This window comes from Sphingomonas sp. EC-HK361 (genome assembly GCF_902498785.1).
Classification (GTDB): domain Bacteria; phylum Pseudomonadota; class Alphaproteobacteria; order Sphingomonadales; family Sphingomonadaceae; genus Sphingomonas.
On record NZ_LR701493.1, the window covers coordinates 530,888 to 553,319 of the forward strand.

Annotated in this window: 20 protein-coding genes; 9 read left to right on the forward strand and 11 right to left on the reverse strand. The window is 66.7% G+C overall.

What is annotated here, in order from left to right; translation table 11 throughout:
* Positions 1-2 precede the first annotated feature (2 nt).
* The 6 genes from BOS5A_RS04005 to BOS5A_RS04030 are packed head-to-tail and all read right to left on the reverse strand — an operon-like array spanning position 3 to position 7,166.
* Positions 3-1,382, reverse strand: coding sequence for a hypothetical protein (locus BOS5A_RS04005; RefSeq protein ID WP_151953904.1), 1,380 nt, complete (start codon positions 1,380-1,382; stop codon positions 3-5).
* Positions 1,373-3,220, reverse strand: coding sequence for an asparagine synthase (glutamine-hydrolyzing) (asnB, locus tag BOS5A_RS04010; RefSeq protein ID WP_151953905.1), 1,848 nt, complete (start codon positions 3,218-3,220; stop codon positions 1,373-1,375). The genes BOS5A_RS04005 and asnB overlap by 10 nt, the downstream gene beginning before the upstream one ends.
* 4 nt (positions 3,221-3,224) lie before the next feature.
* Positions 3,225-4,514: a lipopolysaccharide biosynthesis protein gene (locus BOS5A_RS04015; protein WP_151953906.1), complete on the reverse strand. Its 1,290-nt coding sequence runs from the start codon at positions 4,512-4,514 to the stop codon at positions 3,225-3,227.
* Positions 4,511-5,617 carry a DegT/DnrJ/EryC1/StrS family aminotransferase gene (locus BOS5A_RS04020; protein WP_151953907.1) on the reverse strand — a complete coding sequence of 369 codons (1,107 nt, stop codon included), beginning with the start codon at positions 5,615-5,617 and terminating at the stop codon, positions 4,511-4,513. The genes BOS5A_RS04015 and BOS5A_RS04020 overlap by 4 nt, the downstream gene beginning before the upstream one ends.
* A 22-nt stretch (positions 5,618-5,639) precedes the next feature.
* Positions 5,640-6,098 carry an acyltransferase gene (locus BOS5A_RS04025; RefSeq protein WP_151953908.1) on the reverse strand — a complete coding sequence of 153 codons (459 nt, stop codon included), beginning with the start codon at positions 6,096-6,098 and terminating at the stop codon, positions 5,640-5,642.
* Positions 6,099-6,110: 12 nt separating this feature from the next.
* Positions 6,111-7,166 carry a Gfo/Idh/MocA family protein gene (locus BOS5A_RS04030; RefSeq protein ID WP_151953909.1) on the reverse strand — a complete coding sequence of 352 codons (1,056 nt, stop codon included), beginning with the start codon at positions 7,164-7,166 and terminating at the stop codon, positions 6,111-6,113.
* A 233-nt stretch (positions 7,167-7,399) separates the two neighbouring features.
* Here BOS5A_RS04030 and BOS5A_RS04035 point away from each other — a divergent pair, with 233 nt between their 5' ends.
* The 5 genes from BOS5A_RS04035 to BOS5A_RS04055 are packed head-to-tail and all read left to right on the forward strand — an operon-like array spanning position 7,400 to position 13,371.
* On the forward strand, positions 7,400-8,794 hold the full coding sequence (locus tag BOS5A_RS04035; RefSeq protein WP_151953910.1) for an O-antigen ligase family protein: 1,395 nt from the start codon (positions 7,400-7,402) through the stop codon (positions 8,792-8,794).
* Between the two features lie 40 nt (positions 8,795-8,834).
* Positions 8,835-9,545: a polysaccharide biosynthesis/export family protein gene (locus tag BOS5A_RS04040; RefSeq protein ID WP_151953911.1), complete on the forward strand. Its 711-nt coding sequence runs from the start codon at positions 8,835-8,837 to the stop codon at positions 9,543-9,545.
* A 14-nt stretch (positions 9,546-9,559) separates the two neighbouring features.
* Entirely contained in the window at positions 9,560-11,776 is a 2,217-nt protein-coding gene (locus BOS5A_RS04045; RefSeq protein WP_199857192.1) for a GumC family protein, read from the forward strand.
* Between the two features lie 3 nt (positions 11,777-11,779).
* On the forward strand, positions 11,780-13,009 hold the full coding sequence (locus BOS5A_RS04050; protein ID WP_151953912.1) for a hypothetical protein: 1,230 nt from the start codon (positions 11,780-11,782) through the stop codon (positions 13,007-13,009).
* A gap of 32 nt (positions 13,010-13,041) precedes the next feature.
* Entirely contained in the window at positions 13,042-13,371 is a 330-nt protein-coding gene (locus tag BOS5A_RS04055; RefSeq protein ID WP_151953913.1) for a hypothetical protein, read from the forward strand.
* Positions 13,372-13,395: 24 nt separating this feature from the next.
* Here BOS5A_RS04055 and BOS5A_RS04060 read toward each other — a convergent pair whose 3' ends face one another.
* Together BOS5A_RS04060 and BOS5A_RS04065 are read right to left on the reverse strand one after the other, a co-directional pair.
* Positions 13,396-14,382: a cation diffusion facilitator family transporter gene (locus tag BOS5A_RS04060; RefSeq protein WP_151953914.1), complete on the reverse strand. Its 987-nt coding sequence runs from the start codon at positions 14,380-14,382 to the stop codon at positions 13,396-13,398.
* 101 nt (positions 14,383-14,483) lie between these two features.
* Entirely contained in the window at positions 14,484-14,906 is a 423-nt protein-coding gene (locus BOS5A_RS04065; protein WP_151954496.1) for a winged helix-turn-helix transcriptional regulator, read from the reverse strand.
* Between the two features lie 182 nt (positions 14,907-15,088).
* Between BOS5A_RS04065 and BOS5A_RS04070 the strand changes: the two genes are divergently transcribed.
* The 3 genes from BOS5A_RS04070 (at position 15,089) to BOS5A_RS04080 (ending at position 18,751) form a co-directional block, all read left to right on the forward strand.
* The gene (locus BOS5A_RS04070) at positions 15,089-15,406 is read left to right on the forward strand and encodes a CC_3452 family protein (RefSeq protein ID WP_151953915.1); all 318 of its coding nucleotides are present in this window, start codon (positions 15,089-15,091) and stop codon (positions 15,404-15,406) included.
* Between the two features lie 86 nt (positions 15,407-15,492).
* Positions 15,493-17,595 carry a RelA/SpoT family protein gene (locus tag BOS5A_RS04075; protein WP_151953916.1) on the forward strand — a complete coding sequence of 701 codons (2,103 nt, stop codon included), beginning with the start codon at positions 15,493-15,495 and terminating at the stop codon, positions 17,593-17,595.
* A gap of 49 nt (positions 17,596-17,644) precedes the next feature.
* Positions 17,645-18,751 (forward strand): glycosyltransferase family 2 protein, encoded by a 1,107-nt coding sequence (locus tag BOS5A_RS04080; RefSeq protein ID WP_151953917.1) that lies wholly within the window; start codon positions 17,645-17,647, stop codon positions 18,749-18,751.
* Here BOS5A_RS04080 and BOS5A_RS04085 read toward each other — a convergent pair.
* Positions 18,723-19,457, reverse strand: coding sequence for a class I SAM-dependent methyltransferase (locus BOS5A_RS04085; protein WP_151953918.1), 735 nt, complete (start codon positions 19,455-19,457; stop codon positions 18,723-18,725). The two genes, BOS5A_RS04080 and BOS5A_RS04085, sit on opposite strands and share 29 nt — an antisense overlap.
* Positions 19,457-19,876: a GtrA family protein gene (locus BOS5A_RS04090; RefSeq protein WP_234419249.1), complete on the reverse strand. Its 420-nt coding sequence runs from the start codon at positions 19,874-19,876 to the stop codon at positions 19,457-19,459. Before BOS5A_RS04090 ends, BOS5A_RS04085 begins: the two co-directional genes overlap by 1 nt.
* Positions 19,877-19,980: 104 nt before the next feature.
* Between BOS5A_RS04090 and BOS5A_RS04095 the strand changes: the two genes are divergently transcribed.
* Positions 19,981-21,774, forward strand: coding sequence for an AcrB/AcrD/AcrF family protein (locus tag BOS5A_RS04095; RefSeq protein ID WP_151953919.1), 1,794 nt, complete (start codon positions 19,981-19,983; stop codon positions 21,772-21,774).
* Between the two features lie 91 nt (positions 21,775-21,865).
* Here BOS5A_RS04095 and BOS5A_RS04100 read toward each other — a convergent pair whose 3' ends face one another.
* Positions 21,866-22,360, reverse strand: coding sequence for a TlpA family protein disulfide reductase (locus BOS5A_RS04100; RefSeq protein WP_325058529.1), 495 nt, complete (start codon positions 22,358-22,360; stop codon positions 21,866-21,868).
* Positions 22,361-22,432 lie beyond the last annotated feature (72 nt).

A 22,432-nucleotide genomic window follows, 5' to 3' on the forward strand; every position in this document is an offset into this window, starting at 1 on the left:
CTTCAATCACGATCGAGGGGGGCTAGGAATACCAGCGCGCAAAACAGCAGCCCGCCGCCCGTCACCAGCGAGGTCAACAGGCTGGTATTGGCGAGCGCCAGCATGAAGCCGGTGCCCCCTGCGACCATCAGCATCGTCCGCTCCTCCGCCACGAAGCGCGACATGATGCGCAGCGCGAATGCCCCGACGACGCTGGCCAGCGGCACGCCTACGATGCCAAGCGCCGCCATCCCGTCGGTCGCGAGGAAGTTGGCGTTCAGCTCTCCCAGCTCGAACGCGCTGCTCGGGATGAGGAACTGCTGCACCGTCTGGCCGACGCTCAGCGTGCCGTAGGGATAGGTGACGAACAGCGAAACGAGGCTGTTGTTCGAATAATAGGTCAGCGGGAACAGGCTGAAGAACTGCTCGTACACGCCGTAGGTCGCGCCCGCGATCAGCAGCGTGCGCATGTAGAGCAGGGACACGAACTGGTTGATGCTGCCGCCCAGCGGATCATAGCGCATCAGCAGCGGCAGGGTGAGCACGAAGACGCCGATCAGCCCGACCAGCAGCAGCCGACCTCGCATCGCCGAATGCCCGTCGCGCAGGAAATACGCGCCAATGACGAACAGTGGCGAGAGCAGCACCGCCTTTGCGGCCAACGTGCCGTACAGGGTGATCTGGGCCAGCGCGCCCGCACCCGCGATCCAGTACCGCCGCGTGTGCAGTCCTGCCGCGACGAGGAAGGGATCGATCGCGCTCCCCAGAAGCGCGATCGAATAGCGAACGACCGGGTTCGTCGCCGCCTCGGCCGCGTCGAAACGCTGATTGTAGATGTCGTCCACGCCGACGAACTGGAACTGCGCACCGAAACTGACGACCACCATCACCAGCATCGCCAGCCACAGCGCGAACAGCGCGCCCCAGAACAGCTGCGACGGGATGACCGGTGCCTTGATCCGGCGCACGTCGCCGCGCACCAGCGCCAGGAATGCGAAGCAGCCGGACAGCGTCGCGCCGAAAACCTGTGCCAGACGTCCCAGGTCGTCGGAAAACTGCATGACCGGGACCAGCAGGCAGGGCAGGAATATCAGGGCATAGACGAACCAGCCGGCGGCTTGCGCGAAGGTCGTCGGGCGAGCGACCAGCAGCAGCGCGGGGGTCGCCGCGACGATGCATGCGCCGTACAGCAGGACGTCGTTCGTCAGCCTGTAGGTGAAGCCGAAATAATCCCACCACAGCGACAGGACGTGATAGGCATAACACAGCGCGAACGCATAGATCAGCGCCAGCAGATACCTGCCGAGGCCGCCCGCCAGCATTGTGCCCGCCTGCGTGGAACCCGCATCCACGTCGGTTCGCATCTGCCTGTCAGGCGGGCTGTAGGCGGCTGTCAGGGGCATCGCCGGTCCAGATACCATTTCATGTTGATATAGGGCCATAGCCGGCCGACCGACGTCCAGTCCCAGCGCTTCGCCGCGGTCAGCGCGGTCACCCGCGCGCTCAGCGCCGTGCGGTCGACGATCGCGTCGAACGCGTCGTGCGGGGTCGCCAGCACCCGCGCGGCCCAGGTGCCGAGCGATCCGTTGAGCCAGGCGGGCATCTGCGAATTGAACCCGACCTTGCGGGTCGCGGTGCGGATCGATTCGGGCATGATTCCCGCCATTGCCGCGCGCGCCACCAGCTTCGAATGCGTCGCGTCCGCCTTCATCGCGCCCGGCAGCGCCAGCGCGTAGGTGGCGAGCCGCCAGTCCATGAACGGCATCCGCACCTCGATCCCGTGTGCCATCGACAGCCGGTCGAAATTGCGCAGGATCGTCGGCAGGACGCTGCCGTTGAACATCGCGTAGAGCCGCCGGTCGAATCCGGTGTAGCGATCGGGCAAGCGGTCGCCATAGGCCGCGATGGGCAGCCGGTCGGGCGGTGAGAGACCGGCGCCGCCGCGCAGGAAATAGCTGCGATCCATGCGCAGCGCGGCCAGCTTCGCGGTTTCGCTGATCCGCGCCGCCACGCGTCCGCCGCCGGCCTGGTCGCCGATCAGGTTGCGCAGCGCGAACGCCAGATTGCGCCCGCCCTGCCGGTATCCGCCGATCATCTCGTCGGCGCCGTGCCCGTCCAGCGTCACGCGCACCCCGCCGCGCCGGACTTCCTGATAAATCCGCCACGGCGCGGTAGGCAGGCTGATATACACGTCGTCCAGCGCATCGAGCACGGTGTCGGCAAGCTCCGCCCCGTCATCGCCGCCCAGATCGAAGAAATGCGGGGTCACACCCGCATGGCGTGCCGCCTCGATCGCCTCGGGCGTCTCGTCATGCGGCTGCCCGCTGAAGCTCGCGACGAAGGCGTGGCGCCAGTCGTCGCTCTCGCGTTCGTGCGCGCCGCCCGATCCGGCGATGTGCGCCATCGCGGATACGACCGCGGTCGAATCGAATCCCCCCGACAGGCAGCTGCCGATCGCCACGTCGCTGCGCATGCGAAGCCGGGTCGCATCGAGGAACAGGTCGCGGAAGCGCTCCGCTGCTTCCGGCATCGCCGCAGGTATATCGTCGCTCAGCGCCTCGGCGGTCACCCACCAGCGCGACACGGTCAGCCGGCCGTTCTTCAGCAGGGCGCTGTGCCCACCGGGCAGGCGTCTGATGCCGGTGTGTAGCGTGTATTCGGACCCCTCGACCCCGAACGGATCGAACAGCAGGCGGCGTGCGACCTCCGTCGCCGGGCTGCGATCGACGAAGGGCAGGGTCAGCAGCGCGCGCACTTCGGAGGCGAAGGCGAAGCGCGTCCCTGCCTGCGCGTAGACCAGCGGCTTGATGCCGAACCGGTCGCGCGCGAAGAAGACCTCGCCGCTGGCATTGTCGCGAATCGCTAGCGCCCACATCCCGTTGAGCCGCGGCAGCATCGCCGGTCCCCAGGCGATATAGCTCTGCAGCAGCACTTCGGTGTCGCCATCGGTGCGAAAAACGACCCCCTTTGCCGCCAGCTCGGCCCGCAGCTCAAGAAAGTTGAAGATCTCGCCATTGAAAACAATGGCATACCGGCCGTCCTCGCTGAGGAAGGGCTGGTCCGATCGTGCTTCGGTATCGATGATCGCCAGACGGGCATGCACGAACCCGCATGCGCGGTCTTCGGAGAGCCACGTCTGCTGCCCGTCCGGTCCGCGGTGTGACAGGCACGATCCGAGCCCGGCGAGCAGTGCCTGCTCGACCGGGGCTGCGGTATCGATGATGCCGGCGATGCCGCACACGTCGTCAAACTCCCTGGAAGCCGGCGGACGACGCGCCGCGCAGCTTGAATAGGCACAGGATGACGAACGCGACCCCAAGTGTGCAAACCGTCGCGGCATGTAGCGCCACAGCCGTATACAGGTTCAGGTGCAGCGTGACGACCGCGATCCACGCGGTGCCGATGAAGATCGGCCAGCATATGTCCCAGGCTGACTGGAGCCGGAAAGCGCTGAGCGACACAAGTGTCTGGTTGACGATGCCTGATACCAGCGCGACCGCATAGCTGAAAATCAGGATTCGCGCGATGGCAATCGCCTGATCCCAGCCGGCGCCGAAAATGATCCGGAACGCCGTTGGAATGAGCAGATAGGCAATTGCAGCGCCCGTGCCCGATATCACGGCCGTAGCCAGCACGATTCGCAGCACGACCTTGCGCACGCCGGCGCGGTTGCCTTCGCGGATTTGCGCGGTGATCCGGCCGGCAAACACCTGGCTTCCAGCATTCACGACCATCGCCACCGGGACGCCCATGGCGCGGTCAACGAGGCCATACTGGCCGGCCGCCGCCGCGCCGAAGACGTGAAACACCATGAAGGGAGTCAGCATCGCGCCGCCCGAATTCGCGAGCGCGCCGGGCAGCGAGATCACCGCCATCTCCCAATGACGGCGGACGAACTGCGCTAGGTTACGAAATCGTGCGCCCGGCTGCCCCTCCGGTTGACCGCTGCGAACGAAGCTGAGCGCGAGGGCCCCGCCGGCGATGCGTCCGACGACGTCAGCGGTAATGAGTCCCCACAGAGTCGGCCTGGCCGCCGCGATCGTCAGGGCGACCACGGCATAGACCAGCACTTGGCTGACCTTCACGGCAGCCAGCCGCGAGAAGCTCTGGTCGCGGATAAGCTTGTAGGACGCGACCTGCGCAAAGCCATTACCGGCGAGGCCGAGACCGAGAAAGACTGCGGGAAATCCGATCCCAGGCCCGACCAATCCGTAAATCGACAAGGCCGTCGCAACCACGACACTCGTCGCGAGAACGAGTCCGAACAACGACGCGACGGTGTGGTGCGCTTCGTCGTCCGGCTTCGACAGAAGCGTCAGTTCGATCCGCAGCGCCACGGCCACGGTCGCGAAGATCAGCAACGAGAGATAGAGCTGGAAGACGCCGAACGCCTCCGGCGCGAAGGTGCGTGCCAGAATCGGCAGGATCAGCAGGCCGATCGCCTGCGCGCCAGCCGTGCCGGACATGACCGTCAGCAGATCGCGAACCGTCGAACGCGGTCGCGTCGGCTTGTCCGCGACCGGGGCGCTCGTCACGCCCCCGCCGCCTCCCGCACCGCTGCCGCGACGATATCCTGCTGCGCCGGCGTCAGCTCGGCGAAGATCGGCAGCGACAGGATGCGGGTCTGCGCGCGGTGGGCGACGGGGAAATCCGCAGAGGTGTGGCCGCGATCGGCATAGGCCGGCAGGAAGGGCAGCGCGCGGCGGTAGTTGATGACCGTCGGCACGCCCTTCGCCTTCAGCGCATCGGCCAGCGCGTCGCGGCTGTCGGTTTCGATCACATAGAGGTGATACACATGCTCGCGACCCTCGGCCTCGGTGGGCGTCGTGATGCCCGGAATGCCGGCGAGAAGCGTGTCGTAACGGTGCGCGACGGCGCGGCGGCGTGCGGTCCAGTCGCGCAGGTGCGGCAGCTTCACCCGCAGGATCCCCGCCTGCAGCCCGTCGAGCCGGCTGTTGATGCCCTCGATCTCGTGATCGCCCTTCTTGATCCCGCCGTGGCGCGCGAAGCGGGCCATCTTGTAGGCCAGGTCGTCGCTGTTCGTGGTCGCGGCGCCGGCATCGCCCATCGCGCCGAGATTCTTGCCCGGATAGAAGGACCAGGACGCGATATCGCCGAAGGTGCCGACCTGGCGCCCCTCATAGGCGGCGAGATGCGACTGCGCGCAATCCTCGATCACCCACAGGCCGCGGCGGCGGGCGATCGCCATGATCGGGTCCATGTCGGCAGGCTGGCCGTAGAGATGGACCGGGATGATGCCGACGGTGCGGTCGGTGATCTTCGCCTCGATGAGCGCGGGGTCGATCGTGTGAGTCACGGGATCGATGTCGACGAACACCGCCTTCGCGCCGTGCTGGCCGACGGTTTCGCTAGTCGAGATCCAGCTCTGTGCCGGCACGATCACCTCGTCGCCGGGCTTCACGCCGAGCGCGTGCATGGCAATGTACAGCGTGTCGGTGCCGTTGGCGGCCGAAACGCAGTGCGTGGCCTGCATCAGCTCAGCATATTCGGCCTCGAACGCCTCGACGTCGGGACCGCGCACGAAGCTGCTGTTGGCGATGGTGCGCGCGATGGCTGCGTCGATTTCGTCCTTCAGCGCAAGATACTGGGCATGCAGATCGACGAACGGGACGGACATGTGGCCTCCGGGCAAGAAAGAATCAACCGTGGCGGCGCAAAAGGCGCGCCGGGTTGCCGGCATAGATGCCCGGCTGGGCGATGGATTTCGTGACGACCGATCCCGCGCCGATCACGACATCGTCGCAGATCGACACCGGCATGATCGTCGCGTTCGAACCGATCGAGACGCGGTTGCCGATCGCGGTCGATTCCCACTTGCTGGTGTCGCCGCGTGCCGGCCCGCCGCCCGCGAAGCGGTCGTTCACGAACATCACGCCGTGGCCGATGAAGCAATCCTCGCCGATCGTCACCAGCTCGCACACGAAGCTGTGGCTCTGCACGCGCGTGCGCGCACCGATGACGACGCCCTTCTGCACTTCGCAGAACGGCCCGACGAACACGCCGTCGCCGAGGGTGCACTCATAAAGGTTGCTGGGTTCGACGATCGTCACGCCCTCGCCGGCGGCGACATCGCGCACGCTTGCGGTGTGGCGCTTCATTCCCGACACGCCTCAGCCGCCGAGCCGCGCGTGGCGCGAACGGAAGCGCAGCGGGACGTCGCGGCCGGTTTCGATCGATTCATACAGCGCGGTGATGAGCTCGAGGCTCCGCCGCCCCTCCAGCCCGTCCACGAGCGCCGCGGCATCGTTTTTCAGGCAATCGACGACATGCTCGTAATAGGCCTGGTGGCCATAGCCATAGACGTTCGGCGGATTGACCGAGAAATCCTCGAGCACCTTCTCGTCGCCTGCCTGCGGATCGACGAAGTCCCACGTCACCATCTTGTTGACCGCAAAACCGCCGATGACGACTGTGCCGCCCTCGCCCAGGATCGAGAGCGACCCTTCCAGATCGCGCGGCCGTGCGGCGTTGGTCGCCTCGACGACGCCCAGCGCGCCGTTGGCGAATTGTAGCGTGGCGATCGCGGTGTCCTCCGCCTCGATATCGACCAGCGTGCGCGAGGCGCGGGCGTGGACCGACACCACGTCGCCCATGAAATATTCGAGCAGATCGACATGGTGGCTGGCCTGATTGGCCAGCACGCCGCCATCCTGCGCCCAGGTGCCGCGCCACGGATCCTGATCGTAATAACTCTGGTCGCGCCGCCAGCGAACCCGCACCGTGCCCAGGACCAGCTTGCCGAAACGCCCTGCATCCAGCGCCTCGCGTGCCTTCACGACGGGCACGTTCAGCCGGTTCTGCTTCACCACGAACAGCTTCACGCGCGCGCGGTCGCACGCGGCGATCATCGCGTCGGCATCTTCCAGGCGCAGCGCCATCGGCTTTTCGACGACGACATGCTTGCCAGCACGGGCAGCGGCAATGGCGTGCTCGGCGTGCATGCCGCTCGGCGTCAGGACGGTGACGACCTCGACCGCCGGGTCCGCGAGCATGGCATCGAGCGAATCATAGGCGGCGACGTTGTGACGCTGACGCGCGGCCTCCAGCCGGGCGGGATCGTTGTCACAGATCGCCACGAGCTCCGCGCCGTCGATTTCGCCACCCCCGAGCAGGTCGAGATGCCGCTTCGCAATCCGGCCACAGCCGACAACGCCAAACTTAATCATTCTAATATAATGCCTTCGCTGGAGCCGATCGGATCAGCCGCCGGGCGCCGATAGAGGCTTTCGCGCGGTCATGCAATGCGCGCTGCCTGGGCATCCTTTTCAGCATATCGGGGCAATCACCGGCCCTCGCACGCCAGCGGTCGAGAGCCGCGCCTTTCCACCGTGCGAACGCGCGGGAGGCGCATTGCCATGCCGCTTTGTTTTGGTGATCGGATGTCCTACGGGACGAAGCCATGTCGTCGCATTCCCGCCCCTTGCCGCGCCTCGATGTCGGGCTGGGCTTCATTCTGCTCTGCGCCTTTGCCGCCGTGCTGTGGCTGGCGGGAGGCGCGTCGCGTGCCGATGCGATGGGGCAGGTGCTCGTGCGCACGGCCGCATTCGCGATTCTCGTCGCGCTCGCGCTGTTCGGGCCGCGTCCCGCATTCGCTTCGGCAAAGCCTGTCACATGGCTGCTCGCTTCGGCGATCCTGCTGGCCATGCTGCAACTTGTGCCACTTCCGCCGGCGCTCTGGCAGGCGCTGCCGGGCCGCGCGCTGTTCGGCCAGGCGGCGGAACTGACCGGGCAGTCCCAGCCGTGGCGACCGATCGCGATCGTCCCGGGCGCTGCCGCCAATGCGGCCGCATCGCTCGTCGTTCCGCTCGTCGTGCTGATCCTGTGGGGTTGCCTGCGCGAAGACGAGCGCCGGCGGCTGCCGGGCTTGTTGCTGATCCTGGTGACGGCGTCGATGGCGCTGGGCCTGTTGCAATTTACCGGTAGCGTCTTCGACAATCCGCTCATCAACGATTCGATCGACCAGGTCAGCGGGACCTTTGCCAACCGCAACCATTTCGCCGCCTTTCTGGCGATCGGGTGCGTGGTCGCGCCGGTCTGGGCGTTCGCGGAAGGGCGCAAGCCCGGCTGGCGCGCGCCGACCGCGCTCGGCATCGTCGCGCTGCTTGTGCTTGCCCTTCTGCTGACGGGATCGCGCGCGGGAATTCTGCTCGGCGTGATCGGCCTCGGCTTCGGCCTGCTGCTGGCGCGCGACGGCATCCGCCGCACGCTGCGCCACTATCCGCGCTGGGTATTCCCGGCGCTGATCGGCGCGATCGTTCTGCTCGTTGCGGGGCTTGCGGTGGCAAGCATTCTTGCCGACCGCGCGGTGTCGGTCCACCGCGTGTTCGAGAACGCATCGGTCGCCGACAGGCGCGAAAATGCGCTGCCCGTCGTGCTGGCGATGGTGAAGGCCTATTTCCCGTTCGGTGCGGGCTTTGGCGGGTTCGACCAGATCTTCCGCATCCACGAACCGTTCGACCTATTGACGTATACCTATTTCAATCAGGCGCATGATGATCTGCTGGCGGTGGTGCTGGATGGCGGGCTTGCGGGGGCCGTCATCCTGCTGGCCGGACTCGGCTGGGCCGTTCTCGCCAGCATGCGGGCGTGGCGGACGGGCGCGCGAACCGGCGCCAGACAGACCGCGCGGCTCGGCTCGGTGATCCTGCTGATCGTCGTGCTTGCCAGCGCGGTGGACTATCCCGCGCGCACGCCGATGATGATGGCCGTCGTGATGCTCGCCGCGCTCTGGCTGGCGGACCAGCGGGATGCGGCCGGTCAGCGTCCTTTACCCGCTACCCGCCAGCCGATATAGCGCGCGATCTTCCCCTTAAGTCTGGAAGCGTTTCACAGGCATGCGTAAAATCTTCTTCACCCTGCTGATCGCAGCGGCCCTCTCCGGGTGCGGCGGCAGAGAACCCCTGGAATCGACCCAGACCCTGACGGTGGTGAAGGACAGCGGGACGCTGCCGGCGCCCGATCGCAACGACCTGACCGCGCCCGATCGGCCCTCGCTGATCGGCCCGCTCGACACGATCCAGGTCGACGTGCTCAGCGTGCCCGATCTCAGCCGCGAGATGCAGGTCGACGCCAGCGGGCGCATCTCGATGCCGCTGGCCGGCGCGATCGATGCGCGCGGCAAGACGTCGGAGGAGCTGGCACGCCAGATCGAAACCGCGCTGCGCGCACGCTATATCCGTGACCCGCAGGTGACGGTGAACATCAAGAGCTCCGTCAGCCAGGTGGTGACGGTCGACGGACAGGTTGTCGAGCCCGGCCTTTACCCGGTGACCAACCAGATGACTTTGTTGCGCGCGATCGCGTCTGCCAAGGGGCTGTCCGAATATGCGCGGCAGGATGATGTCGTGATCCTGCGCACGGTGAACGGCCGCAAGCTTGCCGGGCTGTATAATGTGGGCGCGATCCGTCGTGGCGCCTATGACGATCCGCCGATCTACGCCAACGACCTCATCGTCGTCGGCGATTCGCCGCAGCGTCGCCTCTTCCGCGATTTCGTATCGCTGTCGCCCATTCTCGCCGCGCCGCTCATCGCGCTCGTGCAATAAGGCTCCCGGACGTCATGAACATGGTTTATCCTGATCGGCCCGCTGCCCTCGCACCGGCCGGCGCCGCATTCCCCACAGCGGGGGCCGCCCCGGCTGAAGGCTTGCCGATCATCCGGCAGTATCTGCGGATCGCGATGCGCTGGCGTTACGTGATCCTCGGCATCACTGCGGCGTGCGTGCTGCTGGGCCTCGTCGTCACCCTGCTGATGACGCCGAAATACATGGCGGTCACCACGGTCGAGATTTCGCGCGAATCGGACAAGGTCACCGACTTTCAGGGCGTGCAGCGTGACGCGGGCGTTGCCGATCAGGAATTCTACCAGACGCAATACGGCCTGCTGAAATCGCGGTCGCTGTCGGAACGGGTCGCGTTGCAGATGCGGCTGGTCGATGATCCGAAATTCTACGAGATGTTCCGCGTCAAATCGAAGCTCGATGCCTTTCAGCTGGTCGACGGGCGATACCCCGCGGCAGGACGCGCGACGCGCCAGCGCATCGCCGGCGAGACGCTGCTCAAGAACGTCGATGTATCGCCGACGCGTCTGTCACGGCTCGTCGATATCGGCTTTACCAGTCCGGACCCGGATTTTTCGGCGAAGGTCGCGAATGCCTGGGCCGACAATTTCATCCAGACCAATCTTGAGCGCAAGATCCAGGCAACGTCCTATGGCCGCGACCTGCTGCAGAAGCAGCTGGCACAGCTGAAGGACAAGCTGAACGAATCGCAGCGGCAGCTGGTCGGCTATGCCTCGGCCGAGAAGATCATCAATCTTCCCTCCCAGTCCAGCGACGGGAAGACGACCGCCGAGCGCTCGATCGTGGCGGACGATCTCGCGTCGTTGAACACCGCGCTTTCGCAAGCCACCGCAGACCGTATCCAGGCGCAGGCGCGCTTCGAACAGTCCGGGCGCGCCGGCGCCTCGACCGAGGCGCTGCGCAATCAGGCGATCAACGCCCTGCGACAGAAACGGGCGGAACTCGCTGCCGATTATCAGCGGATGATGGTCCAGTTCGAGCCGGGTTATCCGGCCGCCAAGGCGATCCAGGGCCAGATCGATCAGCTCGATCGCAGCATCGCGCGTGAGGAGGGCCGCGTTTCGGGTTCGCTCGCGGCGGATTTCCGTGAGGCCCAGGAGCGGGAATCGGCGCTCAAGGCCAAGGTCGAGCAGCTCAAGACCGGCTATCTCGACCTGCGCCGGCGCAGCATCCAGTACAATATCTACCAGCAGGAAGTGGACACCAACCGCGCACTGTATGACGGCCTGCTGCAGCGGTTCAAGGAAATCGGCGTTGCCGGCGGCGTGGGGGTGAACAACATTTCCGTCGTCGACCCGGCCGATGTGCCGCAGCGTCCATCGAGCCCACGCATGCTGGTGAACCTCGCGCTGTCGCTGCTGGCCGGGCTGGGGCTTGGTGCGCTCATCGCGATCGCGCTCGAGCAGATCGACGAAGCCATCGCCGATCCGGGCGAAGTCGAGCGGCGGCTCGGTCTGCCGCTGCTCGGCTCGGTTCCCAAGCTGGAGCACGGCACGCCGACCGAGGCGCTCCTCGATCGCAAGTCGGAGATGTTCGACGCCTATCTGGCGGTGCAGACCAATCTCGGCTTTACGACCGAACACGGCGTGCCGCGCTCGTTCGCCGTCACCTCGACGCGGCCGGCGGAAGGAAAATCGACGACGGCGCTTGCGCTCGCTACGACGCTGGCGCGCGCCCACCGCAAGGTCATCCTTGTCGACGGCGACATGCGATCGCCCTCGATCCATCATCTCGGCGGCGTCGATCACGATCACGGTCTGAGCAACTTCCTGTCGGGTCAGGACGATATCGCGACGCTTACCTTCCAGATGCGCGACCTTGGTTTCACCGCGATGTCGGCGGGGCCGATTCCGCCCAACGCCGCCGAGCTGCTGACCGGGAACCGGCTGGCACTGCTGATCGAGCGGCTGGGGGAGCAGTATGACCATGTCGTGATCGATTCGCCGCCGGTGATGGGCCTGGCGGACGCGCCGCTGATCGCGAGCCGGGTGGAGGGCGTGATCTACGCCGTCGAATCGCACGGCATCCGCACCAGCATGGTCAAGACCGCGCTGGCCCGCCTGACGAGCGCGAATGCGCGGATCATTGGCGGCGTTTTGACCAAGTTCGTCGCGCGCAAGGCCAATTACGGCTACGGCTATGAATATGGCTACGGCTATGGCCGGCAGGGCGACAAGTCCGCGTCGGACGCCTGACCGGTGGCGGGGCGCTCTCGCGTAGCGCGGCGATCGGGGGCCGAATGGAGCGTCCGTATCGGTCTCGCGCTGGCGACGCTCGTGCTCGGCTATCTCGTCGTCACCGCAACGCTCGCCTATGCGCTGCGGAACGGCGATCCCGAGCGTGCACACGCCATGGCGCCACATGACGGGCGGATCGCCGCGCTGCTGAGCGAAAAGCTGACGACCGACGCCGACGCGACGCCGCGGGATCGCGCGCGGGCCGTGGCGTTGGGCAAGCAGGCGCTACGCGACGATGCGACCGCGGTGATCGCCGCATCCTCGCTCGGACTCAACGCCGATATGGCCGGCGACCAGAGTCACGCGCGCGCGCTCTTTGGCTATGCCGAGACACTCTCGCGACGCGATCTCGCAACCCAGCTATGGGCGATCGAGGACGCGGTCGCGCGCGGCGACGTTCCGGGGGCGCTCAGGCATTACGACACCGCGCTGCGCACCTCGGCCAAGGCATCGACCCTCCTCTTTCCCGTGCTGGCCTCGGCCATCGCGACGCCCGAAGTCCGCACGAATCTCGTCCGGACGCTGGCGCGGAAGCCCGAATGGAGCGTGCATTTCATCGGCTATGCGGTGGATGAGGGCAGCGATCCGCGCGCGACCGCGGCGCTGCTTGCGGGCCTGCAGCGCGCGGGTGTGCCGGTCGCGCCGAGCTGGCGTGCCGGGATGGTCAACCGGCTGCTCGATGCCGGTTTCGCGGCTGAAAGCTGGGCGGCCTATGCGAGGCTGCGTCCGGGTGCGCCGCGCAACGCTTCGCGCGATCCCGACTTCGCGCTGGATCCCGCCAACGCGTCGCGGTTCGACTGGCTGGCCGTGCAGGACAGTGGTTCGGCATCGATCCTGCCGCGCGCCAAAGGTGGCCTCGCGCAGTATTCCATGCCTTCCGGTTCGACCGGCGCCGTGTTGCAGCAGGTCCAGATGCTGCCACCGGGCAATTATCGGATCGACGGGCAGAGCGCGAACGTGACCCAGCCGGCGGGAGCCGGCCCCTATTGGTCGCTCGCCTGTCGCGGCGGACGCGAGCTCGGCCGGGTCGATGTCGGGCCCTCGGCGGCGTCCAACGGCGCGTTTTCCGGTCGGTTCAGCGTCCCTGCAGGATGCCCGGTCCAAACGCTGTCGCTGATCGTCCGCGCAACCGATGCGATCGGCGGCAGCGAGGGCGAGATTCACCGCGCCATCCTGCGCACGGCGGGATGAGCGGGCATGATGGCGAACGAGGAGATCGTTGCGTGACGGCTTCGGGACGAAGGCTACCGATCGTGACGGCATGGGCAGCGGTGCTGGCGATGGCAGTGCCCGCGCCCGCGACCGCTCAGACGACGCCGAGCGGCCAGGTCGCCAAATCGTCGGTCGGCAAGGTCGGCGAGCGCGCGACCAAGGAACAGGCCGCGAGCGGGATCGAGCCGCTCGACCGGATCGACAGCCGTATTCAGAACCGCGTCCAGTCGCGAATCCGCAACCGCATCGATCGTTATTACGATCCGACGGCCAACGCGGTGTCGCCGTTCAAGGTCGCCGAGGAAAAGACGCGCACCGCAGGCACGCCGCAAGTCCGCTGACCGCGCGGTTCGATGGAGGATCGATCAGCCGGCGCTGGGCCGTGACGCGCAAGCGGGGGCGAGGCGGCAGGTCAGCCCGGTGTCGGTTTCGATCTGGATCGTCGTATGGTCGATCGCGAACCGCTCGCGAAGATCGTGTGCGGCCCGGTGAGTGAAGGCGTCTCCCGGATATCCTGAAGGCACAACAAGATGCACGGTCAGCGCGGTTTCGGTCGTGCTCATCGGCCAGACGTGAAGGTCGTGGATCCCGGTGACGCCCGCCCGCGCACGGAGATACGTCTCGATTCCCGGCAGATCCGTGCCGGGGGGCGCCGCGTGTAGCGTCATGTTCACCGAATCGCGCAGCAGTCCCCAGGTCCCGATCGCGATGACGACCACGATGGCAAGGCTCGTCACCGGATCGATCCAGGTCTTGCCGGTGACCGCGATCAGCCAGCCTGCAACGACGACGCCGGCCGACACCACCGCGTCGGCTGCCATATGGAGGAAGGCGCCGCGGATGTTGATGTCGTCATGTCGCCCGCGCATGAACAGCAGTGCCGTCGCGGTGTTTACCGCGATCCCGATTGCGGCGACGACCATCACCGTGCCGGTCTGAACCGGCGTCGGGTTGGCCAGACGCGTGATCGCCTCGACCGCGATCGCGCCAATCGCGACGAGCAGCAGCAGCGCATTCAGGAAGGCGGCGAGGATCGACGAACTCTTGAGTCCGTAGGTATAGCGCCCGCCCGGTCGCCGCGTCGCAAGCGTCGCCGCGCCCCACGCGATCAACAGCCCCGCGACATCGGACAGATTGTGCCCGGCGTCGGCGAGCAGCGCCATCGAGTCGGCGAGGAAGCCATACACCGCCTCGACGACGACGAAGCCCAGGTTGAGCGTGACGCCGATCGCGAAGGCGCGTCCGAACGACGCGGGGGCATGTGAGTGGCCGTTTGGCCCGTGCGAATGGTGCCCGCGCGTCGCGCTGACGTCCGCGGCGTGATCGTGATGATGGGCGTGCGTACCGGACATGCGACCTCCGCTGCCGGGATTTTCGCCCGGTTTCAGCCTGTCGCCGCCATGATCGAAGGGCCAGCGCGAGGCAACCCCTCCGCGCGCCGCCGTCGCCCCCTTTATTCTGCTGCCTGCGCCTCGTCGGGATCGCGCGCCACGTCGCCGGGCAGTGCCCAGATCAGGTCGTGCTTGCCAAGCACCCGTCCGTCATGCGCCAGCACCGCGACCTCGCGGATCGGTCGCCGGTCGCGCGCATCGACCAAAGTGGGGAAGGCGGGGACACAGGTTTCCCACCGCTCGCCCCATTGCCTGAGCGCGATCATCGTCGGCAGCAGCGCATAGCCCTTGTCGGTGAGGCTGTAGGCGATCTTGCGCCGGTCCTCGGGCAGGGCCGCGCGCTCCATGATGCCGTGATCGACCAGCCGCGCGAGCCGGTTCGCCAGGATGTTCCGCGCGATACCGAGCTCGGTCTGGAATTCCTCGAAATGGTGGAGGCCGTTAAAGGCGGCGCGCAGGATCATGAACGACCACCGCTCGCCCATCGCCTCCAGCGCCGCGGGGAGGCTGCATTCGATCAACGGTTCGCGCAGCTTGTCCAAGTCCGTCTCCTGACGCGCAGCCTATCGCATTTTCGCGGAGGCCAAAGCGATAATATAAGTTTTCGGTTGCAACTTGCTACTTAGTGCATTAAGTAGCGATTCGCAACCCAACAGGAGTTCCTCCCATGATCCGTCTCGTTTCGATCGCCGCCGCGTTCGCGACGTCCGCCGCGCTGCTCGGCGCGACCGCCAGCCACGCCCAGTCGCCGACCGGCTATTATGTCGCCGTCCCCGCTGCGGCCCCGACCAAGGCCAGCCTCATCACGCGATCGACGCCGTGGTCGCTCCACGACGGCAGCTATGTCGCAAACAAGGCGCCCGAGCGTGACGGCGTGCTGTGCGAGCTGGTCGTGAAAAGCGTCGGCAAGCTCAACAGCTTCACGGTCGCGGGCAAGGCCTATGACGCGCCCGCGCTCGACAAGTGCAATTCCAAGGCGAAGTAAGCTCGCGCTATTGATCCTCGCCGCGATTTTCGCCGGGAGGATCAATTGTGTTGCAAAGCAGCGTGGCCCCGCACCATCTTGGGGCCATGCTTCGACAATATGAGCTGGTCGATCGGGTCCTCGACTACGATCCCGATGCCGACGAAGGCCTGCTCAACCGTGCCTACGTCTTTTCGATGCAGGCGCACGGATCGCAGAAGCGTGCGAGCGGCGACCCCTATTTCAGCCATCCGATCGAGGTGGCGGGCATCCTGACCGACCTCAGGCTCGACGCGCAGACGATCGCGACCGCGATCCTCCACGACACCATCGAGGATACCGTCGCCACGCCGGAACAGATCACCCAGCTGTTCGGCACCGACGTCGCGCGGCTGGTCGACGGGGTGACCAAGCTCTCCAAGATCGAGGCGCAGACCGAGAGCGAGCGCGCGGCGGAAAATCTGCGCAAGTTCCTGCTCGCCATGTCCGACGATATCCGCGTGCTGCTGGTGAAGCTCGCCGACCGGCTGCACAACATGCGCACGCTCCATCACATCGGGAAGCCCGAGAAGCGTCGGCGCATCGCGAAGGAGACGATGGATATCTACGCGCCGCTCGCCGAGCGGATCGGCATGTACGAGTTCATGAAGGAGATGCAGACGCTCGCCTTCGCGCAGCTCGAGCCGGAGGCGTACGAATCGATCACCCGGCGGCTCGAGCAGCTCAAGACGGGCGGCGGCGACCGGATTGCCAAGATCGGATCGGGGCTGAAGCTGCTGCTGTCGCGCCACGGCATCGACGCCGATATTTCGGGGCGCGAGAAGCATCCCTACAGCATCTGGAAGAAGATGCAGGAACGCCATATCAGCTTCGAGCAGCTCTCCGACATCATGGCGTTCCGCGCGATCGTGCCGACGGAAGAGGATTGCTACGCCGCGCTCGGCCAGATCCACCGGCGCTGGCCCATGGTGCCGGGGCGGTTCAAGGATTACATCTCGACCCCGAAACGCAACGGCTATCGCTCGCTCCACACGAGCGTCATCCACGCCGACAATGCCCGCATCGAGATTCAGATTCGTACGCCCGACATGCATGCGGAGGCCGAGTTCGGGCTGGCGGCGCACTGGGCCTACAAGCAGGACAAGGTCCGTGCCGAAACGCAGCACAGCTGGATCGCCGACCTTGTGGAGATTCTCGAGACTGCAGCCAGCCCCGAAGAGCTGCTCGAACACACGCGCATGGCGATGTATCAGGACCGGATTTTCGCCTTCACCCCCAAGGGCGAGCTGATCCAGCTGCCCAAGGGCGCGACGCCGATCGATTTCGCCTATGCGGTCCACACCGATCTGGGCGATCAGGCGGTGGGCGCGAAGGTCAACGGGCGCGTCGTGCCGCTGCGCACCGTCATCGAAAATGGCGATCAGGTGCAGATCCTGCGGTCAAAGGCACAGACGCCGCAGCCGAGCTGGCTGACGTTCGCGATCACCGGCAAGGCGCTCGCCGCGATCCGCCGCCATCTGCGCCATGTCGAGCGCGACCAGTCGATCGCGCTCGGCCGCAAGATCTATGACGACATCGTCGGCCGGCTGCCCGCGCAGCTTGGATCGGACGCGCTCGCGATCGCGCTCCGGCGGCTGAAGATGACCGAAGAGACGCAGCTGATGATGGCGATCGCCAGGCGGACGATCGGCGATGCCGAAGTGATGGAGGCGCTGATGCCGGGCTCCGCGGGCGCCGACGTCGCGCAGGCCGCACCGCAATCCTCGGCGATCTCGATCAAGGGGCTGACGCCGGGGGTCGCATACGACCTCGGCGATTGCTGCCACCCCGTTCCCGGCGACCGGATCGTCGGGCTGCGACGGCCCGATGCGGGGATCGAGGTGCACCGGATCGACTGCCCGACGCTCGCCGGCCTTGCCGACCGGTCGGAGGCGGAGACCGACTGGATCGACGTGCAATGGGGCAGCAAGACCGAGGGCGCGACCGCGCGCATCGAGGTGGAGGTACGCAACGAACCCGGCGCGCTCGGCACGCTGGCGACGATCATCGGCCAGCAAAAGGCGAACATCATCAACCTGCGGCTCGACAATCGCGATACCGGCATCCACACCAACGTCATCGACGTGGAGGTGCACGACGCGCACCAGCTGATGCGGGTTCTCGCTGCGCTGCGCGCCGCCGACGTTGTGCATGTGGCGGAACGGATCTGAGCTGAATCGCCCTACCGTCCGGTGCGCAACGGGAGTAGGACACGCCGCCATGCATGGTCCCGTTTCCCGTACGATCGATCCGCCTGCCCCCCGGACCGGCCACCGGCCGGCGCTGTCCGTCGTCATTCCCTGCTACAACGAGGCGGCGTGTCTGGACCTGCTCCACGCGCGCGTCTCCGCTGCGGCACAGGCGGCAGTTGGCGACGACCACGAGATCGTGCTGATCAACGACGGGTCGAAGGATGATAGCTGGGCGGTGATGCAGCGCCTCGCGGCGGGCGATCCGCGGCTCGTCGCGATCAATCTCTCGCGTAACCATGGGCATCAGCTGGCGCTGACCGCGGGGCTGGACCTGTGTGCCGGCGCGCAGATTCTCATCATCGACGCCGATCTTCAGGACCCGCCAGAGCTGCTGGCCGACATGCGCCGCACGATGGCGGAACGGCAGGCCGACGTGGTCTATGCGGTCCGCCGCAAGCGCGCGGGCGAGACGATTTTCAAGAAGGCGACGGCGGCCGCATTCTACCGCGTGCTCGACCGGGTGACCGACACGCCGATCCCGCTCGACACCGGCGATTTCCGCCTGATGAGCCGCCGAGCGCTCGACGCGCTGCTCGCCATGCCCGAACAGGCGCGATTCATTCGCGGGATGGTGGCGTGGGTCGGCTTCCGGCAGGTGCCGTTCCCCTATGACCGCGCGGAGCGGCATGCGGGCGAGACGAATTACCCGCTCGGCAAGATGATTCGCCTCGCCTTCGATGCGGTCACCGGCTTCTCGACCGCCCCCTTGCGCTGGGCGAGCCATGTCGGCCTCGCGCTCACCGGCGTGTCGGCGCTGCTCGTCGTCTACATCATTCTCGGCTGGCTGACGGGGTCGGCCGTGCAGGGCTGGACGTCGACGATGCTGGTAACGGTCATCCTTGGCGCGGTGCAGATGTTCGTGCTCGGCATGATCGGCGAGTATCTCGGGCGGCTCTACATCGAATCGAAGCGCCGTCCGCTGTATCTGGTCGCGGATGTGGCGGGGCCGGTGATGGGGCGCCCGCAGCTGGGTTTCGTCAGCGATGTGCCCGACGATGAGGACCACGCGGCGCCGCTTGCCCCACCGGTTGATGACGGCCCGCAGATCAGGCGGGACGCGGTTCCGCGAGCGTGACGATCGAGACGCCCGGCGTCATCGGCAGCCGCCCGACCAGATGGCGTTCGAGCCGGAAAATGCCTTCGAACAGCGCGTTGACCGGCTTTGGCGGGGGCGAATCGTCGCTGTCGTCACGGCCGGTCAGGCGCCCCGCCACCCGCGCGGCGGCGGCGAGCGGGAACAGCAGCGAGTTGAAATAGCTGAGCTTGCGCGGGGCGAGTCCTGCGGCTTCGATCGCGGCGACGAGCGTCGCCTTCGAATAGCGACGGTGGTGGTGGTTCACCACGTCGTGTGCGCTCCACATCCACTGGTGTGCGGGCACCGCGATCAGGATCTTGCCGCCGGGTTTCAGACACGCGGCCATCGCCTTCAGCGCGGCAACGTCGTCCTCGATATGCTCGACCACGTCGAGCACGGCGATCAGATCATAGGCGCCGCGCTCGATCCCCGGCAGCGCTGGCAGCGGCGCGTCGCCGACCGGGCGACCGAGACGCTGGCTCGCGATGTCGCGCGCGGCGGGATCGATCTCGATCGCGTCGACGGTACCGAACGTCGCCAGCATCGGCAGGTTGTGCCCGGTGCCGCAGCCGATCTCGAGGATGCGCGCCTGCTTGGGCAAATCGGCATAGCGCTTCAGGTAATCGGTGAGGATGTCGCGGCGCGCGCGGTACCACCAGTGAGTGGAATCATGCGCGGCCATGCGGTCGTAGACGATGCGGTCCATCAGGCGAATACCAGCCAGCGATTGAGGATGAAGGTGAAGATCGTCGCGAGCAGCACCGCGGGCAGGAGAGGCGCCCAGGCAGGAAGCCCGAACTGCGCGGTGCCGATCCACGTGACGAGCGCGTTCAGCGCCATGCCCGATGCCTGCACCGCGACGAACTGTGCCTGCTGCCAGCCCCCGCGATCCCGGCTGCCGTGATCCTTGAAGCTCCACCGGCTGTGCAGGAAGAATCCGGCCGTCACCGCGACCGCAAAGGCGAACGGGACCGCGTAGACGGCGTGGCGCCGATCGAAGACGAAGGTCGTCAGCGGCAGGTAGACCGCGGCGTAGATCACCGTTGACAGCCCACCGGCGATGCCGAAGCGAATGAGCTGGCCGAGCATCCCGCTCGCCCGCCAATCGTCCAGTCGTCCACGCATCGCCGTCAAAACTTGCCCTTTACGCTTGCCCGGCTAAGGACGCTGCCAGCGTCCATCCGGGGTTGGGCGGCGTCTAGGACCTGCCGGGCGGGGATGGAAGTATTTTGACGAACGAACCGACCCCGACTGCCGGCACGCTCGGCCAGTTTCTCGATCGCCGGTGGCTGCAGCTCACGCTCATCGCGTGGGCGGTGATCGCCATCTGGTTCGTGTTCGATCGCTGGGGTGCGATCCGCTGGTTCGCGCTTGGCGATACCGACGACAATATGCGGATGATGCAGGTCCGCGCGTGGTTGAACGGCCAGGGTTGGTACGATTTGCGCAATTACCGGCTGAACCCGCCCGCCGGCTTCGACATCCACTGGACCCGCCTGGTCGATCTGCCGATCGCCGGATTGATCCTGATCCTCAGGCCGTTTGCGGGGCCGGTGTGGGCGGAGCGCCTTGCCGCGGGTATCGCGCCGCTCCTTCCCATGTCCGTCGCGCTCATCGGCATATCGCTGACGCTGCGCCGCCTCATCAGCCCGTTCGCGTGGCCGCTCGGCATCGTCTTGCTGCTCGGTTCCAGCGTCACGCTGCTGATGTATATGCCCGAGCGGATCGACCATCACGGCTGGCAGCTCGCCTTTCTGAGCCTGACCGTCGCGGGGCTCGCCGATCCCAGGGGCGCGCGGGGCGGCGCGGTCGTCGGGCTGTCGAGCGCGGCGTCGCTGACGATCGGGCTCGAGATGCTGCCTTACGCCGCGATGGCCGGCGCGATCCTCGCGCTGCGCTGGGTGCAGACCCGCGACGAGGCGCAGCGGCTCGCGGTCTATGGCCTGACGCTGGCCGGCGGCTCCGCGCTCGGCTTCGCGGCGTTCGGCTCGTATGGCAACCGCGTGCTGCGCTGCGACGCGCTGACGCCTGTTTGGCTGACCGTGATGATCGTCGCGGGGACTTTTCTGTTCCTGCTCGCGCGGTTGAACCCGGAAAAGCGCGGTGTCCGCTTCGGGTTTGCGGTCGTTGCCGGCGCGCTGATCGGCGCTGGCTTCGCGATCGTCTTCCCCCAGTGTCTGGGGCGGCCGGAACAGGTCTCCCCCGAACTTGCGCAGAACTGGCTGAACAACGTCCGCGAGGCGAAGCCGATCTTCAAGCATCCGCTGCGCACCGGGCTCTCGATCGCGACGTTGCCGGTGGTGGGGATGCTCGGCGCGATCTTCGCGACGTGGCGCGCACGTGGGACGCCGCGTTTCAACGGCTGGTTGCCGGTTGCGCTGTTTCTCTCGTTCGGGACGTTGATGCTGTTGTGGCAGGTGCGCGCGGGGCCGGCAGCGCAGTTGCTCGCCATCCCCGGCGCCGCGGCGCTGCTCTGGCTGCTCGTGCCGATGACGCTCGGTCACAAATCCGTGCTGGTGCGCGTCTTCGGCACAGTCGCCGCCTTCCTGATCGCATCAGGCATGGTGACCGGGCTGCTGCTCCAGGCGTTCCCGGGCGTCGCGAAACCGAAGCCCTGGGTCGCGCGGGTCAACAAGGCGACGGGACGGTGCGTGACGATGCCCGCGATGGCGCCGCTCGACCGCTATCCCGCGCAGACGATCTTCACCTTCATCGATCTCGGCCCGCGGCTCGTCACGCTGACCCATCATGATGCGGTCGCGGGGCCCTATCACCGCAACGGCGACGCGATTCTCGACGTGCAGCACGCATTCGGGCGCTCACCGGCGGAAGCGCGTGCGATCATGAAGCGGCACGGCGCGACGCTGCTGCTGCTGTGCCCGAACATGGCGGAATCGACGAATTACCGCGCGCGCAATCCGGGCGGATTCTACGACCAGATGGCGAAGGGTGCGGCGTTCGACTGGCTGACCCCGCTGCCGATGCCCAAGGGATCGCCGCTGCGGCTGTACCGGATCAGCTGATATGGCGTCACCCCAGCGCAGGCTGGGGTCCATCTCTTGTCGGTTTGCCACCCGCGAGAGACATAGACCCCAGCCTTCGCTGGGGTGACGCTTACTTCGCCTCCGCGATCAGCGCCTTCGCCTCGTCGCTCGTCCAGTCCTTCGCCCCCGTAAATCGCCAGACTTCCTTGCCCGCCGAATCGAACAGGATCGTCATCGGCAGGTTCGCCTGATAGGCGAGGCTCAGGCCGAGCTTCGGGTCGCGATAGGGCTTCAGCGCGACGAGTTTCTCCTTGGTGAAGAACGGCGCCACTTTTGCGGCGCCCTCCATGTCCTGGCTGACTGCGAGCACCGTCATCCGGTCGCCTGCGGTCTTCGCGAGCGATTCCAGCGTAGGCATTTCCTTGACGCAAGGCGCGCACCACGTCGCCCACAGGTTGAGCAGCAGTGGCTTGCCCTTGAACGCGGCGAGCGTCACCGGCTTGCCGTCGGGCGTCTCGAAGGTCACGCTGGCCGCCGCTGAGCCCTTGTGGCTGCGATCGAGCCCGCCCGTCTGCGGTGCGGCGGTCGGTGGCACCTCGTCGGGCGCGACTTCGTCCGCGGCCACCGTGTTCGCTTGTGCGGGAGCCGGCGATTTTCTATCGCACCCCGCTATGGCCAACGCCGAGGCCAGGAGACA

Bases quoted from the DNA above. Each gene is read 5' to 3' on its own strand.
- BOS5A_RS04025 (WP_151953908.1), bottom strand. From the start codon at position 6,098: ATGAAGCGCCACACCGCAAGCGTGCGCGATGTCGCCGCCGGCGAGGGC.
- BOS5A_RS04040 (WP_151953911.1), top strand. From the start codon at position 8,835: ATGCGTAAAATCTTCTTCACCCTGCTGATCGCAGCGGCCCTCTCCGGG.
- BOS5A_RS04005 (WP_151953904.1), bottom strand. From the start codon at position 1,382: ATGCCCCTGACAGCCGCCTACAGCCCGCCTGACAGGCAGATGCGAACC.
- BOS5A_RS04075 (WP_151953916.1), top strand. From the start codon at position 15,493: ATGCTTCGACAATATGAGCTGGTCGATCGGGTCCTCGACTACGATCCC.
- BOS5A_RS04020 (WP_151953907.1), bottom strand. From the start codon at position 5,617: ATGTCCGTCCCGTTCGTCGATCTGCATGCCCAGTATCTTGCGCTGAAG.
- BOS5A_RS04030 (WP_151953909.1), bottom strand. From the start codon at position 7,166: ATGATTAAGTTTGGCGTTGTCGGCTGTGGCCGGATTGCGAAGCGGCAT.
- BOS5A_RS04070 (WP_151953915.1), top strand. From the start codon at position 15,089: ATGATCCGTCTCGTTTCGATCGCCGCCGCGTTCGCGACGTCCGCCGCG.
- BOS5A_RS04085 (WP_151953918.1), bottom strand. From the start codon at position 19,457: ATGGACCGCATCGTCTACGACCGCATGGCCGCGCATGATTCCACTCAC.
- BOS5A_RS04080 (WP_151953917.1), top strand. From the start codon at position 17,645: ATGCATGGTCCCGTTTCCCGTACGATCGATCCGCCTGCCCCCCGGACC.
- BOS5A_RS04045 (WP_199857192.1), top strand. From the start codon at position 9,560: ATGAACATGGTTTATCCTGATCGGCCCGCTGCCCTCGCACCGGCCGGC.
- BOS5A_RS04090 (WP_234419249.1), bottom strand. From the start codon at position 19,876: ATGCGTGGACGACTGGACGATTGGCGGGCGAGCGGGATGCTCGGCCAG.
- BOS5A_RS04035 (WP_151953910.1), top strand. From the start codon at position 7,400: ATGTCGTCGCATTCCCGCCCCTTGCCGCGCCTCGATGTCGGGCTGGGC.
- BOS5A_RS04065 (WP_151954496.1), bottom strand. From the start codon at position 14,906: ATGGGCGAGCGGTGGTCGTTCATGATCCTGCGCGCCGCCTTTAACGGC.
- BOS5A_RS04060 (WP_151953914.1), bottom strand. From the start codon at position 14,382: ATGTCCGGTACGCACGCCCATCATCACGATCACGCCGCGGACGTCAGC.